This window comes from Paenarthrobacter sp. NPDC091711 (assembly GCF_044756605.1).
GTDB lineage: Bacteria > Actinomycetota > Actinomycetes > Actinomycetales > Micrococcaceae > Arthrobacter.
This window is the reverse complement of record NZ_JBIVTF010000009.1, coordinates 136,364-149,988: the sequence shown is the minus strand read 5'-3', so window position 1 is coordinate 149,988 and position 13,625 is coordinate 136,364. Positions and strand designations below refer to the sequence as shown.

Annotated in this window: 13 protein-coding genes; 2 read left to right on the top strand and 11 right to left on the bottom strand. The window is 64.3% G+C overall.

The window, feature by feature from the left end; all coding sequences use genetic code 11:
- Positions 1-14 precede the first annotated feature (14 nt).
- From ACIQH5_RS14910 to ACIQH5_RS14885, 6 genes are all read right to left on the bottom strand, one after another.
- On the bottom strand, positions 15-1,496 hold the full coding sequence (locus tag ACIQH5_RS14910) for a PfkB family carbohydrate kinase (RefSeq protein WP_400404631.1): 1,482 nt from the start codon (positions 1,494-1,496) through the stop codon (positions 15-17).
- Positions 1,493-2,146, bottom strand: coding sequence for an SIS domain-containing protein (locus ACIQH5_RS14905; protein WP_400404704.1), 654 nt, complete (start codon positions 2,144-2,146; stop codon positions 1,493-1,495). The genes ACIQH5_RS14910 and ACIQH5_RS14905 overlap by 4 nt, the downstream gene beginning before the upstream one ends.
- Positions 2,147-2,223: 77 nt before the next feature.
- Entirely contained in the window at positions 2,224-3,492 is a 1,269-nt protein-coding gene (locus ACIQH5_RS14900) for a glycosyltransferase (protein WP_400404629.1), read from the bottom strand.
- Positions 3,489-4,556: a glycosyltransferase gene (locus tag ACIQH5_RS14895; protein WP_400404627.1), complete on the bottom strand. Its 1,068-nt coding sequence runs from the start codon at positions 4,554-4,556 to the stop codon at positions 3,489-3,491. Before ACIQH5_RS14895 ends, ACIQH5_RS14900 begins: the two co-directional genes overlap by 4 nt.
- Positions 4,553-5,641 (bottom strand): glycosyltransferase family 9 protein, encoded by a 1,089-nt coding sequence (locus ACIQH5_RS14890; protein WP_400404625.1) that lies wholly within the window; start codon positions 5,639-5,641, stop codon positions 4,553-4,555. The genes ACIQH5_RS14895 and ACIQH5_RS14890 overlap by 4 nt, the downstream gene beginning before the upstream one ends.
- The gene (locus ACIQH5_RS14885; protein ID WP_400404623.1) at positions 5,638-6,216 is read right to left on the bottom strand and encodes a D-glycero-alpha-D-manno-heptose-1,7-bisphosphate 7-phosphatase; all 579 of its coding nucleotides are present in this window, start codon (positions 6,214-6,216) and stop codon (positions 5,638-5,640) included. The genes ACIQH5_RS14890 and ACIQH5_RS14885 overlap by 4 nt, the downstream gene beginning before the upstream one ends.
- 86 nt (positions 6,217-6,302) lie before the next feature.
- Between ACIQH5_RS14885 and ACIQH5_RS14880 the strand changes: the two genes are divergently transcribed.
- On the top strand, positions 6,303-7,265 hold the full coding sequence (locus ACIQH5_RS14880) for a glycosyltransferase family 9 protein (protein WP_400404621.1): 963 nt from the start codon (positions 6,303-6,305) through the stop codon (positions 7,263-7,265).
- A 20-nt stretch (positions 7,266-7,285) separates the two neighbouring features.
- On the opposite strand, the gene ACIQH5_RS14875 is transcribed toward ACIQH5_RS14880, so the two are convergent.
- Positions 7,286-8,062: a sigma-70 family RNA polymerase sigma factor gene (locus ACIQH5_RS14875; protein WP_400404619.1), complete on the bottom strand. Its 777-nt coding sequence runs from the start codon at positions 8,060-8,062 to the stop codon at positions 7,286-7,288.
- A 142-nt stretch (positions 8,063-8,204) separates the two neighbouring features.
- Between ACIQH5_RS14875 and ACIQH5_RS14870 the strand changes: the two genes are divergently transcribed.
- Positions 8,205-8,945: an ANTAR domain-containing protein gene (locus ACIQH5_RS14870; protein ID WP_400404617.1), complete on the top strand. Its 741-nt coding sequence runs from the start codon at positions 8,205-8,207 to the stop codon at positions 8,943-8,945.
- A 20-nt stretch (positions 8,946-8,965) separates the two neighbouring features.
- Here ACIQH5_RS14870 and ACIQH5_RS14865 read toward each other — a convergent pair whose 3' ends face one another.
- The 4 genes from ACIQH5_RS14865 to helR form a co-directional block, all read right to left on the bottom strand.
- Positions 8,966-9,361 (bottom strand): DUF1761 domain-containing protein, encoded by a 396-nt coding sequence (locus tag ACIQH5_RS14865; RefSeq protein WP_400404615.1) that lies wholly within the window; start codon positions 9,359-9,361, stop codon positions 8,966-8,968.
- Positions 9,362-9,441: 80 nt separating this feature from the next.
- On the bottom strand, positions 9,442-10,296 hold the full coding sequence (locus ACIQH5_RS14860; protein WP_400404613.1) for a DUF6597 domain-containing transcriptional factor: 855 nt from the start codon (positions 10,294-10,296) through the stop codon (positions 9,442-9,444).
- A gap of 37 nt (positions 10,297-10,333) precedes the next feature.
- Entirely contained in the window at positions 10,334-11,179 is an 846-nt protein-coding gene (locus tag ACIQH5_RS14855) for an HAD family hydrolase (RefSeq protein ID WP_400404611.1), read from the bottom strand.
- A gap of 58 nt (positions 11,180-11,237) precedes the next feature.
- Positions 11,238-13,454, bottom strand: coding sequence for an RNA polymerase recycling motor ATPase HelR (gene helR / locus ACIQH5_RS14850; protein WP_400404609.1), 2,217 nt, complete (start codon positions 13,452-13,454; stop codon positions 11,238-11,240).
- Positions 13,455-13,625 lie beyond the last annotated feature (171 nt).

The following is a 13,625-nucleotide window of genomic DNA, read 5'->3' as shown; positions in this document are numbered from 1 at the left end:
ACGGGTGCGTTGTGTCAGCTGACTTTGGCCAGTGCTGCAGCCAGGCCGCTGGTGGAGCGTGCCGGGTGGAAGGGCACTGTGACGCAACGCCCTCCCCATCCCGCCACCAGGCGGGCTTCCGGCAATTCTTCGGGGGTGTAATCACCGCCCTTGACCCAGATATCGGGCCTGATTTTGCTGAGGCAGGCCTCGGGCGTGTCCTCGCCGAAGACCACCACGGCGTCAACGGATTCCAATGCCAGCAGCAACTCCGCGCGGTCTTCCACGCTGACGATCGGCCGGTGCGCGCCCTTAAGCCGGCTCACCGATTCATCGGAATTCAGGCACACGATGAGGCAATCGCCCATGCTGCGCGCGGCAGCCAGCGTCCGGGCGTGGCCGGCGTGGAGGAGGTCGAAGCAGCCACCGGTGGCTACCACCGTCCCGCCTCTGGCCCGCACGGCATGAGCCAGGTGGACGCCGTGCGGATGCAGGTCACCGGGGTCAACCAGTTCCAGTCCCTGAAGTTCGACGACGGGACTGGGCTCGTTCTCGGGGCTGGCCTCGACGACGGGACTGGCCTCGGTTGCGGGGCGCGGCTTCTGTATTCCATTCGGCGCCGGTGCGTCTGCCACCACCGCCAGCGATGCTGCTCCGCCCGCGGCGAGAAATGCTGATGCGTCCTCCACGGCCTTGGTCGCCGCCTGTTCGATGTCGAGCCCCATCCCCAAATGAACGGCGAGGCTTCCGGCCAGCCTGTCGCCGGCTCCGCACGGATCGCTGACGTTGGTCCTTGGCGCAGGGATGCCTTGAGCCACGTCACCTGCGGCGAGAAGGAGTGCCCCCTCTTCACCCTTGGTCACCAGAACGGCGCCGCTTCCCCATCTTTTGAGCAAGTACCGGCCCGCCTGTTCGGCGCCAGTGCACGACGGTTCCAAGCCACCCGCTCTCGCGGAGGCCAGAGCCTCGGCAAGGTTGGGCGTCACCACGGCCACTCCCCCCACGGGCGCGGAACCGGCAGGATGCGGGTCCCACACCACCGGGGCACACTTGGCAGCGTCGGCGAGGGCTGAACGGATGTCAGTGTTGGCCGTGATTCCCCGGCCATAGTCGGCCACCACGATGGCGTCCGCCGAGGCAATGGCAGCGAGCATTTGGGCAGTACAGGAAGGGACAGGAGCGGGCGCGCATCCTTCATCGAACCGGACCATCGGATGTGTCCCGATCCGCACGCGGGTCTTGGTGGGCGTCGGGGCGAGCGGGGCTCCCGCAAGCACCAACACGCCGGACAGTGCCCGCCTGAGGTGGCTGGCGCATGCGTCGTCCGAGAGTGCGGTGACCAGCGCGACGTCATGGCCGTCGTGTGCGAGCACGGTGGCCACCAGCCCGGCACCACCCGCACGACGCCGGATATCGGCGACGTCCACCACGGGCACCGGCGCGTCGGGGCTGAGCCGGGTGGCGGCCCCGTTGATGTCGACGTCCAGGAGGACGTCCCCCACCACGGTGATCCTCATGGCCTCCGCGCTCCAAAAGATGGTGAGCCGGATCCGGTCCGCCGGGCTACCTCGGCATCAAAAGCCCGGCACATGGCGTGGATGGCGATGAGGTGTCCTTCTTGGGCATTCGCGGAGATGGCATCAACGGTGATGGCTTGATCGCTGACATCGGCCAGCGGGTTGGGGCCGGCGCCGGTGAGTGCCCAGGTGACCATCCCGCGTTCCTTGGCGGCACGCACAGCCTTGATCAGATTGGGGCTGCGGCCGCTGGTGGAGAGGAGGACGAGGACGTCACCGGCCCGGCCGTGGGCCCTGACTTGACGGGCGAAGACTTCCTCAAAACCGTAGTCGTTGGAGAGTGCGGTGACGGCGGAGGACTCTGCGTGGAGTGAGATCGCGGAAAAGGGTGCGCGCTCCTCATCGAACCTGCCCACCAGTTCGGCAGTGAGGTGCTGCGCCTCAGCCGCTGAGCCACCGTTGCCGGCGGCCAACAAGCGTTGCCCGGACAAGAGACGCTTGGCCAGCACGGTTCCCCACTCGGACAAACGGCCCGACTGCGAGCGCAGGGAGTCCAGCGCCGGCAGGACGTTGTCCAGGTGCTTGGTCACCGCGGCGATGTGGGTGTCAGCGGGATCGGCGGCCCATCGCGCCGACGCCGTGCTCGGCACAGCGGAAGGGGCGGTGCCGTTGGTAGACACAGGACCCTTGATAGTCACGGCGCCTTTGATAGTCACAGCTTTGATAGTCACAGTGCCGTTCCTTCCAATGGCTCCAAGCTTTCGCCGGCTTGCCGGGATAGGCCTGCCGCCAAAACTGATCCGTAGGCTTTCTCGGTGACCGCGGCGATCCGTTCCCAGGAGTAGCGTGAGCGTGCCCGGCGTGCCCCGGCGCGGCCCATGTCGGCGCGAAGATCCGGATCAGCCAGCAGCTTTCCGAGCGCCTCGGCCAAGGCTTCGGGATCACGTGGCGGGACATGCAGCCCGGTTTTCTGATCCACCACCGTTTCCCGGAGGCCGCCCACGGCTGCCGCCACCACTGGGATGCCGCACGCCATGGCTTCAAGGGGCACAATGCCGAACGGTTCATACCAAGGGGCACAGACCACGGCGTCAGCGCTGCGGAAAATGCCCGGCATCGCATCCCGCGGGACCTGTCCACGCATGGTTACTTTGTCCTCCACGCCGAGTTCCTTCGCCAGGGTGTGGAGCCTTTGGGCCTCCGGGTCTTCTTCAAGCGTCAAGGCGTCGCCGGAACCCCCAACAATCAAGAGCTCAACGTCGTTGAAGCCAGCCTCGGCCAGCAGCGGAAGGGCCTGGATGATCAGGTCCACGCCCTTGCGTTGCACGAGGCGTCCCACGCTCAGGATCCGGTGCGTGCGGGTCTTGGGTTCGGCGTCGGACGTTCCGGGAAACAAGGTGAGGTCCACGCCGCAGGGTGCTATGGAAATCCTGGACCGGCTGATGCCAAGGGCCATAAGTTCGAACACCTCGTCCGGGCAGGTGGCAATGACCCAGCTGGCGGTGCGTCCTACCCACGGTTCCAGCCATTCACGGGCAGGAGGGCTGGTGTCAGCAGCGCCTTGGTGCCTCCGTTTCACCGACCCCAAAGCGTGGAAGGTCTGCACCACGGGGACGGGAAGGTCAGCGCCGGCCCGGCGGGACGCCTGGAGGGCAGCGAGCCCGGACATCCAAAAGTGAGCGTGCAGCACGTCCGGCACGTCGCCTGCCCAGTCTGCACAGATCCCGTCCGCCAGCTCTCCCATGTACGGCAGGAGATGGTCCTTGGGAATGCGTCGTGCGGGACCGGCGTCCACATGAACCACGCTGAGCCCCGGCCCAACCTGCACCTTTGCAGGAAGGTCGGGGTCGTCCCGCCGCGTGTACACCGTGACCTGATGGCCGCGATCTGCCAGGGCCGACGAAAGCGCTGCCACGTGGACGTTTTGCCCCCCGGCGTCGACGCCTCCCAACGCGGCCAGCGGACTGGCGTGTTCGGAGACCATGGAGATTTTCATGGGTGCGTCCTCTCAGTATCTTGGCGGGAATCGGTATCTTTGCGGGCGTTTGCTGTTCCGGTGTGCGGGCTGCTTCCGCTGCGCGTGCCTTTGGGGAGTTCGGCCAGGAGTTCGTCCCAGGCCCCGAGAAACTTGTCCAGTCCGTAGCGTTGCAGCGCGGCCTCGCGGGCAACCATGCCCATGGCGTAGGCGTCGTCGGGGTCATTCAGCAGCCGCCGGGCGAACCTCTGGAGATCGCCGACGTCGTTGGAGACCAAGCCTGCACCGCGCGGAATGGCGCGGCTCGCCTCGGTGGTGGCCAGCGCGAGGACGGGCATGCCAAGGTGCATGGCTTCCAGCAGCGCCAACCCGAGGGAGGTCCAGCGGAGCGGGTGGAGGTACAGCCGGCAGCGGGCCAGTTCCTGATGGAGTGTAGGAGTGGCGACGTCGCCGGCAATGCGGAGCCTTTCCTCGCTGAGGCCGAATTCTTTGAGGTTCAGTGCTTCCGGTAAGGCCTCGGTCCCCATGCCGAAGACCCGTAGCGGCGCCACGCCCGCGAATCCGGGCAAGAGATCGGTTCCGGTGACTCGACCGCGCCGGACAGGCTCGTTGACCACCACGCCCATTTCTTCCCGCTCACCGGTGTACAGATGTCCGGGATCCGGAATCCCATGCTCGATCACCGTGGTGGTTGCCGTGCCCGTGTCCCAGAAGAGCTGGTTGAAATGGGTCACGTGGACCACGGGAATGGTGTTCTGGTCCGCCAACGGGTGCAGCGTGAACGGGACGTCGCCTTTGGGGGTGTTGTGTTCCAGGTACACGGCCGGAAGGTCCACTCCCGGGCGGCGGCCGAGGCTTCGGGCAACGGCTGCGATTTCTTCCGGCCGTTGAAGGACCACGGCGTCAACGCTGGCGGGGTCCAAGGTTTCCACGTTCACGTCCTGCGCGGCGGCAGGCCACTCACGTCCGCCTCGCCCCAAACCCCATGCGCCGCCGTCGGACGATTTCGGCAGGAGGTACTCATGCCGGCCGCGGACGAATGCCTCCATCCACCCGCCGTGGACGTGCCACACCAGGATCCTCATGGCTTCCAAACCTTTCGTCGGGTGGACAGGGATGACACGCCGCCCAGGAGCCGTTCAACAGCTTCCACAACCTGCTGCGGCGTTACCGAGCTCAAACAGGGATGCCCGGCCACCGGGCAAACACGGGCTCGGGTGTTCTTGCAGAGCGCCTCCTGGTCGCCAAGGAGTTCCAGCGGGACGCCGTAGGGCGCCCAGCGGATAGCCGGAACCACCGGGGCGAACAGGCATACCACCGGCGTTCCCACCGCTGCCGCCAGATGGGCGGGGCCGGTATTGCCGGTGACCACGACGGCGGCTCCCGCCAGTACCGCTGCGAGCGTCCGCAGGTTGGTTCCGCCACCGAGGTCCAGGGCGGAGGGACCGGCCACCGTTGCCGTGAGTGAGGTTTCTCCCGGGCCGCCAGTCACCACCACCCGGTGCCCGTACGCCTCCAAAAGTTCCACGGCTGCTGCGTGATGGAGGGCGGGCCACGCCCTTGCCGAAGCAGCGGATCCTGGGTGGACAACGATGTACTGGCCCTCGTCAGCCAGGTCTTCGGCTACGCCGTCAGGGTCCGGGCCGGAGGTGATGTGCAGCTTCCCGTCGTCGCCGTTGGGCAGCACATACCCGCCGGCCTCTGCGATGGTGAGCGCCCGGACCGCTTCCGGTTGTTCCTCCGGGAAGTCCTCGCCCGGTTTGAGCCGGACGTCCAGGAGTGAGCCCGCATAGTCCGTTGATGCGCCCGTGATCTTGGTGACGCCGGCCAAGCGCAGGAGCATCGCCAGCGGAAGCGGGGACTGATGGAAGGAGGTGAGAATGACCGCTTCCTGTATCCGTGAACTGCGGACAAAGTCGATCAAGCCCCGGGTCATCTCCTCCGTGACAGGAGGCGCGGGATTCACAATCCACGGGCACGCCCACGTGTGCACTTGCGTCACCCCGGGCAGCATCTCCGCCGCGCTCGAACCTTCAGGACCGCAGAGCAGAACCACATCATTGGGTCGGCTGCCATCGGGGCGGCTCCCGTTTGCCACGGCCCGCAGTGCCGGTCCGGAAAGGAGGACATCGCCCATACTGTCCAGCCGGGCTACCAGGACGCGGCTCATAAGCGGGCATCCAGTTCGGCCAAAGCCCCGCCGGGCTCCCCGTCCGTAGCCCCTGAAAGCAGGAGGTCCACAGCCTGACCCAAGTCCTCGGCAACACAGGCGGCAGCCTCGATCTCCTCACGTCGAGTGAGCCTTGTTGGCACCAACACAGCTCTGGCCCCGGCCGCGGCAGCTGCCTCCATGTCGGCACCGATGTCGCCCACCAGCGCGGCCTCGGCAGTTTTGATACCCAAGGTGTGGCAGGCTTCCACGATCATTCCCGGCTCAGGTTTGCGGCAGGCGCAGCCTTCCTCCGGTCCGTGCGGACAGAATTCCCACACGTCGAACGGGCCCAGCAGCTGATCCACCCGCCGGTTGACGGAATGCATTTGCTCCATCGTCAACAGCCCCCGCGCCACGCCTGACTGGTTGGTCACTACTCCCGTGGCCATCCCTGCCCGACGAACCTTTTGCAATGCTTCACGGGCACCGTCCATGGGCCGCACCAGCTGCGGATCGCCGTTATACGGCACGTCAACAACCAGTGTCCCGTCGCGGTCAAACAGGACCGCCTTCAACGTTACGGTTCCTCCCATACCCGCAACGTTCCCCGCTTCTCCCGGCGCTAAACAATGCGGCCCCCAGAAGTTTCCTGCCGCTAGACTCCTAGCGGGAGGCCACCTTGGACACAGCCTTGGACAGTCATGAGAGCAACGATCAGCCCTTGCTTCTTGCCCTGCGCGCCCTGAAATTAGGGGATTTACTGGTTGCCGTCCCGGCACTCCGTGGCCTGAGTCGGGCGTTCCCCGAGCACCGGATTTTGTACGCCGCGCCGGCATGGATTGCCGAGGCTTTGGAGTTGGTGGGCGGCATTCACCACCTGCCAACCCCTGGGCTCGATGACCCCCTCAGAGTCCCCCGGGGTGCCGTGGATATCGCCGTCAACCTGCACGGGAACGGCGCTGAAAGCCGTTTGCGGATTGAGGAACTCCAAGCCAACCGGGTGGTGGCGCATGCTTCCAACGGGATGGACGGGCCGGAGTGGATCACCGGCATTCCGGAACGCGAGCGCTGGACGAGGCTGCTCAACTGGCACGGGATCGATGCCGATCCCTCGGATTATCGGTTGAACCGTCCCGCCGTCGCCTCGCCGCGGCCCGGCGCCACCGTGGTGCATGTGGGCGCGGCTTATGGCAGCAGGCTGTGGCCGGTGGAGCGGTTCGCTGACGTCGCGGTGGAACTTACCGCGGCCGGGCACGAGGTGGTTCTCACAGGCGGCACGTCCGAGCGTGGGCGCGCTGAGGAGACGGCTGCCTTGGCGAAGCTCAAAGGAGCAAACCTCGACGACGGGTTGCTGGCCGGGCGCCAAGGACTCGCCGAGTTTGCGGCCACCATTGCCGAGGCCCGCCTAGTGGTCTCTGCCGACACCGGCGCGGCGCATCTTGCGTCCGCCTATGAGCGCCCCTCGGTGGTGCTGTTCGGCCCAGCGCCCGTGGAAGAGTGGGGACCACCGCCCGGACCGCACGTGGTGCTGACCGCCGTCGAACTCCGCCGTGGTGACGTGTTTTCCGCCGATCCTGATCCGGCGCTGTTGGCCGTCAGCGTCCGCGACGTTTTGGACGCTGTGGAGGGACTGGCCTGCTAGTTGCCTGTGCTGGTGGGTGGTTAGGGGGCCGTCCCGTCCCGCAGTTGTGCTTCTTCGTCCAACAGTTGCGTTTGGAGGGACACCAGGATCTTGGCGAGCTTCCGCGAGACCTGCATCTGCGACATTCCCAGCGCCTCCGCGATGGTGGACTGCGTTTCCTCGCGGTAATAGCGGCGGTACAGCAAATGCCGGTCCGCGGCGCCGAGGCTGCGGATGGCGTTTCGCAGAGCCAGCACGTCCTCGAGCCGGTCTGTGGGGCAACCGAGGGCCGAAAGAGTGCCCTGAAGGCCGTCGCGCCCTTCGGATGCCGGGACATCGAGTGAATCCGGGCGTTTGCTGGTACCCGCCATCAATGCCTCGCGGACCTGGCACGGCTCCAGCTGCAAATCCTCCGCCACCTCTTCCGGCGACGGCGTGCGTTGCAGTGTTTGCGTCAGTTCCTCCGTCCGGGCCAGCACTTGCCGGCGGACATCCTGGATGGTCCGTGGCGGGCGCACCACCCAGCAATGGTCGCGGAGGTAGCGTTTGACCTCCCCGGCGATGGTGGGGGCTGCGTAGGCAGGGAAGCTCACGCCTTTGGCTTCGTCGTAGCCGCGCGAGGCCTTGATGAGGCCCATGTACGCAACCTGTCTGACGTCGTCGAGGTCGTGGGTGTGGGCGGAGTATCTGGCGGCAATGGACTTCGCCAGATTGAGGTGGTCCAGGACCAAACTGTCCTGGAAGCTCTCCCGAATGCTGCCTTCGGGTTTGCCTGCGGCCGTCCGGCTGTGGACGCCAAGGGGAGGGACTTGTCGCATGGGACTTCAATCCTCGAACAAGCTGGAAAGGGTGAGCCCACGGCAAGACTCCTTAAAAAGAGAAGCACACTTACTATTAGCTTTCAACGGGTCCCCGGGGTTAGTCTCAAAAGGTAGCCTCATCCACGGATCGGAGATCCACATGGAAGACCCCCAACTCGCAGAGACGAGTACGGTACTGTCCGATATCCAGGACTTGCTGCTCAGCACGCCTGACGTTGAGGCGTTCCTCGAGGAGTTGGCGCGGCACTCGGCCACCATGTTCAGCAGCCCTGACGCGGAGGTTTACTGCGGCATTACGCTGATGCGTCACCGGACAGCCGGCACGGTGGCCAGCAGCAGCGAGCGTGCAAGGCAACTGGACGAGGTTCAGTACGCATATGCCGACGGCCCCTGTCTCCACGCTTGCCGCGAAGGCACACAAGTCCATATCCCGGACTTCGAAAAAGACAACACGTGGCCCGACTACAACCAGGCCATCACCGGCCATGGCCTTCGTTCCGTACTGGCCGTTCCCTTCCCGCTTCCGGACCGCACCTCAATGGCCGGCCTCAATCTCTATTCCGATCGTCCCAACGCCTTTGACCAGGCCGCTGTACAGCGCGCAAACGACTACGTGGGGCAGGCGTCCAAAGGGCTGCAGCTGGCCGTGCTGATCGCACAGCACAGCCAAACGGCCGCCAACCTCCGGGCAGCCATGGAGTCACGGACGGTGATCGATGTCGCCACAGGCATCATCATCGCGCAGAACCGCTGCACCCAGGAGGAGGCGATGGAGCTCATCAAGAAAGCCTCCAGCAACCGGAACGTCAAGCTTCGGGTGGTGGCTCAAGCCATTGTTGAATCAGCGGGCGGCGGACCCATCCAGACGGTCTTCAAGTAGCGTCTCAGGCCTGCATCGAGTTAGGCCTGCATCGCGCCGATGATGGCGCCCATGACGGTGAAAGTGACCACGTTGTAGCTGCCGTTAATGGCAAACAACGCCAAGCTACGGCGCTCGAACAGATAGTTGACGCCCAGCGCTGTTGCTACCCATCCCAATCCAGCGGCCAAGCCGGCAAAGGTTCCGAACGCGAACCCACCGCCACCAATGAACGCCGCAAGGAAGACGGCCATCACCACGGCAAGGAGGAACGATCCCACAAAGGCCCGCGCCGTTCCGGACTTTAGTTGCTCATCACTGACACCTGCCGCCTTTTGCCACGGCTTGGCGAACAGCAGTGAGTACCACAGGCCACCCACCACGAAAGTGGCGAGCGCAGCCAAGAGGACGGCGAGCCAATTTATCTGAAGGTCCATCAGTGTCCTCTCAAACGAATGCAGGTCTTGAGTGGACAGTACGTGGGTTACCCGGCGCCGTCTTGTAAAAAACCCGCAGGTTATCCGATGACTTCGTCCACCGGCACGAAGGTGGCGTACTCCGCGCCGTAGCTCTGAACCACCCGCATGTACTCAGTCGGTGTGAAACCGCTGAAGCGCTTGAACGACCTGATCAGATGTGGCTGGTCGTAGTAGTCAGCCAGTTGAAGAAGTTCGCGGCCTGGGACGGAGCCCTTTGGCAGGGCCGCCGCTTGGTTCACCATCCTGTTGAAGCGGCAGACATCCGAATACGCCTTTGCCGTGGCTCCGCAGTCACGCATCATGATCCGCTCCAGCGTGGACGCGCTGATCCCCAGATCGGCGGCCAGCACGCTGATTTCCACATCATCCCGGGCCAGGATTTCTGTTGCCTTCTCCGTCCGGGGGTCTGCCTGGTAACCCGGCCTGAGCCGTTGCTGCAGGAAGGTGCTCAGGGCCGTGAAAGCCTGTTCAGGTTCTGCGTTCGCCAGGCTCTGACGTAAGTCTTGAAAGCCTGGGAAGACACTTTCGGCGTCCACCACACGGTTCTGAAACAACGACGGCGGTTGGCTGGTGAACGCTGCCAGGCCGAAGGGAGTCAGGCGGGCACCAACGTTGAAGAGCTGGTCCGGGTTTTCGCTGATCAAGTAGCTGCGCTGAAGGCCCGCATAGAAACCCGTGGACACTTCAGTTGAACCGGCTTCCGGCGAGGCCGCAACTGCACCGGCCTCCGGAGGGTTGATCAACCGGTAAGGGTCAGACAGGTTGAGGATCAGGTGCGCCTCCGGCCCCGGAAGAATCTTCTCAAACCGGGCCTGAGGCTCCGCGCGAACTAACCACAGCCGGGTGACGAACGGCTGCAGGGCCTGTGGCGCCGGGCATTCTTCGTAGAGCACAGGCTCAATCTAGACAGCCCGCTGAGAAGAGTGGCTGTTACAGCAGGCTGCGCAAGACGTGCGCCGCGCCGTCGTCGAGCACTGAGGCGGTGACCTCATCCGCAACGGCGATGACTTCATCGGGAGCCTGGCCCATGGCAACGCCCCGGCCAGCCCAAGTGAGCATCTCGATGTCGTTGCGGCCATCACCAACCGCGACTGTGTTGGCCTGGTCCGTGCCGAGCTTGTGGCGCAGGACCTCCAGTGCGCTTGCCTTGGTGACGCCCTCAGCTGCGATGTCCAGCCAGGCAGTCCACCCCACCGAGTACGTCACGCCGGAAAGTCCGATGTGCCTGATGGCCTCGTTGAACTCGTCCGAAGTATTCTCGCTGCTGAAGACCACTACGCGGACTGCCGTGGCATCCAGCATGGTCTGGAAGTCGACGCCGATGGACTCCACCCCGAAACTGGCGTCCTGAAAACGCTCCGTGGAGAGGAAATTTCCGTCCTCATCTTCCAGCGCGTACTTTGCGTTGGGCAGCCGTTCGCGCAGGGCCTTCAGGGCGGGCGCTGGATCAAAAGTTGCCTTGTGGATGATCTCGTAGCCCTTCTCCAACGAGGGATCCAGGCGAAGGGTCACGCCGCCGTTGCAGCACACAGCGTAGCCTCGCTCCAGACCGATCTGCTGGATGATGGGAAGGGTCGCGTTGAGCGAGCGGCCCGTGGCAATCATGACGTCGTGACCCTCGGCTACTACCGCCTGCGCAGCAGAGCGAACAGCCGGGGACATGTGGCCATCGTGGTCCACGAGTGTGCCATCCACGTCCAAGGCGATCATGAGCTTGTTGTTGTTATTTGGCTGGTCATCGATGCCAGCAACTGGAGTATCAGTCAAAATAGTCATACTTACAGTAGAGCAGACACCCCGGACACTGAACTAGGACCGGCGCCACAGCTGTGGATTAACGGACGGTGAATACTGGTGGCGTGCCCGCTTCCTTGCCGCTCCGAAGGATTACCAACTGCTGGGTGGCCCGCGTCATGGCCACGTACCGATCCACTGCTCCTTCAATGCCCGGGCCAAACGTCTCCGGATCCATGAGGACCACAAGGTCAAACTCCAGGCCCTTCGCCAGTTCAGGAGTGAGCCAGCTGACCCGGTCCTGTTGAGTCCTGCCCATCGCGCTCTTCCGGCTGATGACGCACGCGATGCCTTCCGGGTTGCTGACCAGCCAATCATCCACAATGGTGCTGAGCCGGCTCGTTTCACCGTGGACCACAGGAATGCCACTGCTGCGGACCGAGGTAGGCACATTTGCGTCCGGGAGCGCCCGGCGGATTGCTGGTTCCGCAACAGCGATGACCTCTTTCGGGGTGCGGTAATTGATGCTGAGAGCGGCCACGTTGACGTTTCCAAGGCCAACCCGTCCCAGGCGCTCTTCCCATGATTCCGCGAACCCGTGCCTGGCTTGGGCCCGGTCTCCCACCACCGTGAAACTTCGCGAAGGGCAGCGAAGAAGCAGCATCTGCCACTCAGCGTCGGTCAGCTCCTGGGCTTCATCCACCACAATGTGCGCGAACGGCCCTGCCAGAACATCGGGATCCGCCGGCGCCAAAGCGTCCCCGTCTACGAGCTTCTCCCGCATGTCCTCACCGCGGAGCATGTACATTTCCAGGTTTTCGGAGTCATCCGCGGCTATCAGGTCATCCACCACCCGGTCCATGAGCTCCCGCTCAGCGGCCAGTGCGGCTCTCCGTTTCCTTCTGCGCCGCGAATCCTCAGGGTCCCCCAAACGTTGGCGGGCTGCGTCCAAAAGCGGCAGATCCGCCGTCGTCCATGGCGCGGTGTGTTCCCGCTGAAGCATTGCTGTTTCGGCAGGCTGCAGCCATGGTGCGCACAAGCGCAGGTACGCCGGTACCCGCCATAAGTCCGCCACCAACGCCGGGTAATCAAGGAGCGGCCAGGCTTTGGCGAACGCCGCGTTCAGCTCCGCGTTATGAGTGAATGCGCGGCGCAGCAGGCCCTGCGGAAGGTCATGCTCAGCCAGCTTGTCCACCAGAACAGCGAGCAGCGCCTCCCACACCTCATCCCGGGCTTCATTGTGCGGGGTGCCCGGTTCCACGGCATCAAACGCCTCCAACCAGTCCTCACTGCTGAGCCATACATCCGCGTAGGGCGTCTCCACCTCCATGCCATCAGTTGGCGGCGTTTCATAGAACCGCACCGCCGCCTCAATCATTTTGACCATCTTCACGGATGACTTCAGCCGCGCCACTTCGGGGTCACTTTCGACGACGGCCGTGGCACCTTCCGGGACAAGGTCCCTCAACGTGCACGTCTGCACACCCTCTTCACCCAGGCCTGGAAGAACGTCAGCCACATAGTTCAGGTAGGGCTGATGTGGGCCCACAAAGAGGACGTCACTCCTACGGTTGCTGCCGCGGTGATTCAGCCGGGGATCCGAATAGAGCAGGTACGCCGTCCGGTGCAATGCCACCACGGTCTTTCCGGTACCCGGACCGCCGTCCACCACTAAAGCTCCGCGTGATCCTGCCCGGATGATCCGGTCCTGATCAGCCTGGATGGTCCCCAACACATCACGCATCCGGGGCGAGCGGCTGCCACCCAGACTGGCGATGAATGCCGATTGATCATCCAGGGCAGCATTGCCTTCCAGTCCGTCAGCTGTGAAGACCTCGTCCCAATAGTCGCTGATCCTGCCTCGAGTCCAGCGATACCTCCGCCGGCTCACCAGGCCCATCGGGTTGGCATGGGTTGCTCCGAAGAAGGGCTCGGCGGCCGGTGAGCGCCAGTCGATCAGGAGTCTTCTGCCTTCGCTGTCGGTCAATCCGAGCCTGCCCACATACACCGGTTCCGGACTGTCCGCCGTGACCATCCTGCCCAAGCAGAGGTCCAGACCGAAGCGCCTGAGGGCCCTCAATCGCCCGGTGGTCCGGTGGATTTCCTGGTCGCGGTCCAGGGCGGCCTGTCCTCGGCCCCCGGGCTGCTTTCGGGTGGCATCAAGGTGCGCGGACAGTTCCTCCAGGGACGCAGAGAGGCTGGCAGCGATTGCCTCGAACTGCTGCTCGTCACTGCCGATCAGCTGAGGATCGGCCTTTCGTGCAAGGCGCTCAGGCAACGCGAAGACATTGGTTTTTGCTGGGTTGGTTTTGGGCATCACACGACTCCCTTTTCTTTGGGCGGTGGGGGTTCGTGGATCAATTGTTCGGCATGCAGGGGGTCTTGCCGCAAGGCCCGGGGTGCGTTATACATTGAATATGGAAGGGATTATTCCCTTCCTTTTTTGCCCCCAGATCCCGCACTTGTTCGAATTCCCCGCCGCTCAGCG

Bases quoted from the DNA above. Each gene is read 5' to 3' on its own strand.
- ACIQH5_RS14910 (WP_400404631.1), bottom strand. From the start codon at position 1,496: ATGAGGATCACCGTGGTGGGGGACGTCCTCCTGGACGTCGACATCAAC.
- ACIQH5_RS14900 (WP_400404629.1), bottom strand. From the start codon at position 3,492: ATGAAAATCTCCATGGTCTCCGAACACGCCAGTCCGCTGGCCGCGTTG.
- ACIQH5_RS14895 (WP_400404627.1), bottom strand. From the start codon at position 4,556: ATGAGGATCCTGGTGTGGCACGTCCACGGCGGGTGGATGGAGGCATTC.
- ACIQH5_RS14890 (WP_400404625.1), bottom strand. From the start codon at position 5,641: ATGAGCCGCGTCCTGGTAGCCCGGCTGGACAGTATGGGCGATGTCCTC.
- ACIQH5_RS14885 (WP_400404623.1), bottom strand. From the start codon at position 6,216: ATGGGAGGAACCGTAACGTTGAAGGCGGTCCTGTTTGACCGCGACGGG.
- ACIQH5_RS14875 (WP_400404619.1), bottom strand. From the start codon at position 8,062: ATGCGACAAGTCCCTCCCCTTGGCGTCCACAGCCGGACGGCCGCAGGC.
- ACIQH5_RS14870 (WP_400404617.1), top strand. From the start codon at position 8,205: ATGGAAGACCCCCAACTCGCAGAGACGAGTACGGTACTGTCCGATATC.
- ACIQH5_RS14865 (WP_400404615.1), bottom strand. From the start codon at position 9,361: ATGGACCTTCAGATAAATTGGCTCGCCGTCCTCTTGGCTGCGCTCGCC.
- ACIQH5_RS14855 (WP_400404611.1), bottom strand. From the start codon at position 11,179: ATGACTATTTTGACTGATACTCCAGTTGCTGGCATCGATGACCAGCCA.
- helR (WP_400404609.1), bottom strand. From the start codon at position 13,454: ATGCCCAAAACCAACCCAGCAAAAACCAATGTCTTCGCGTTGCCTGAG.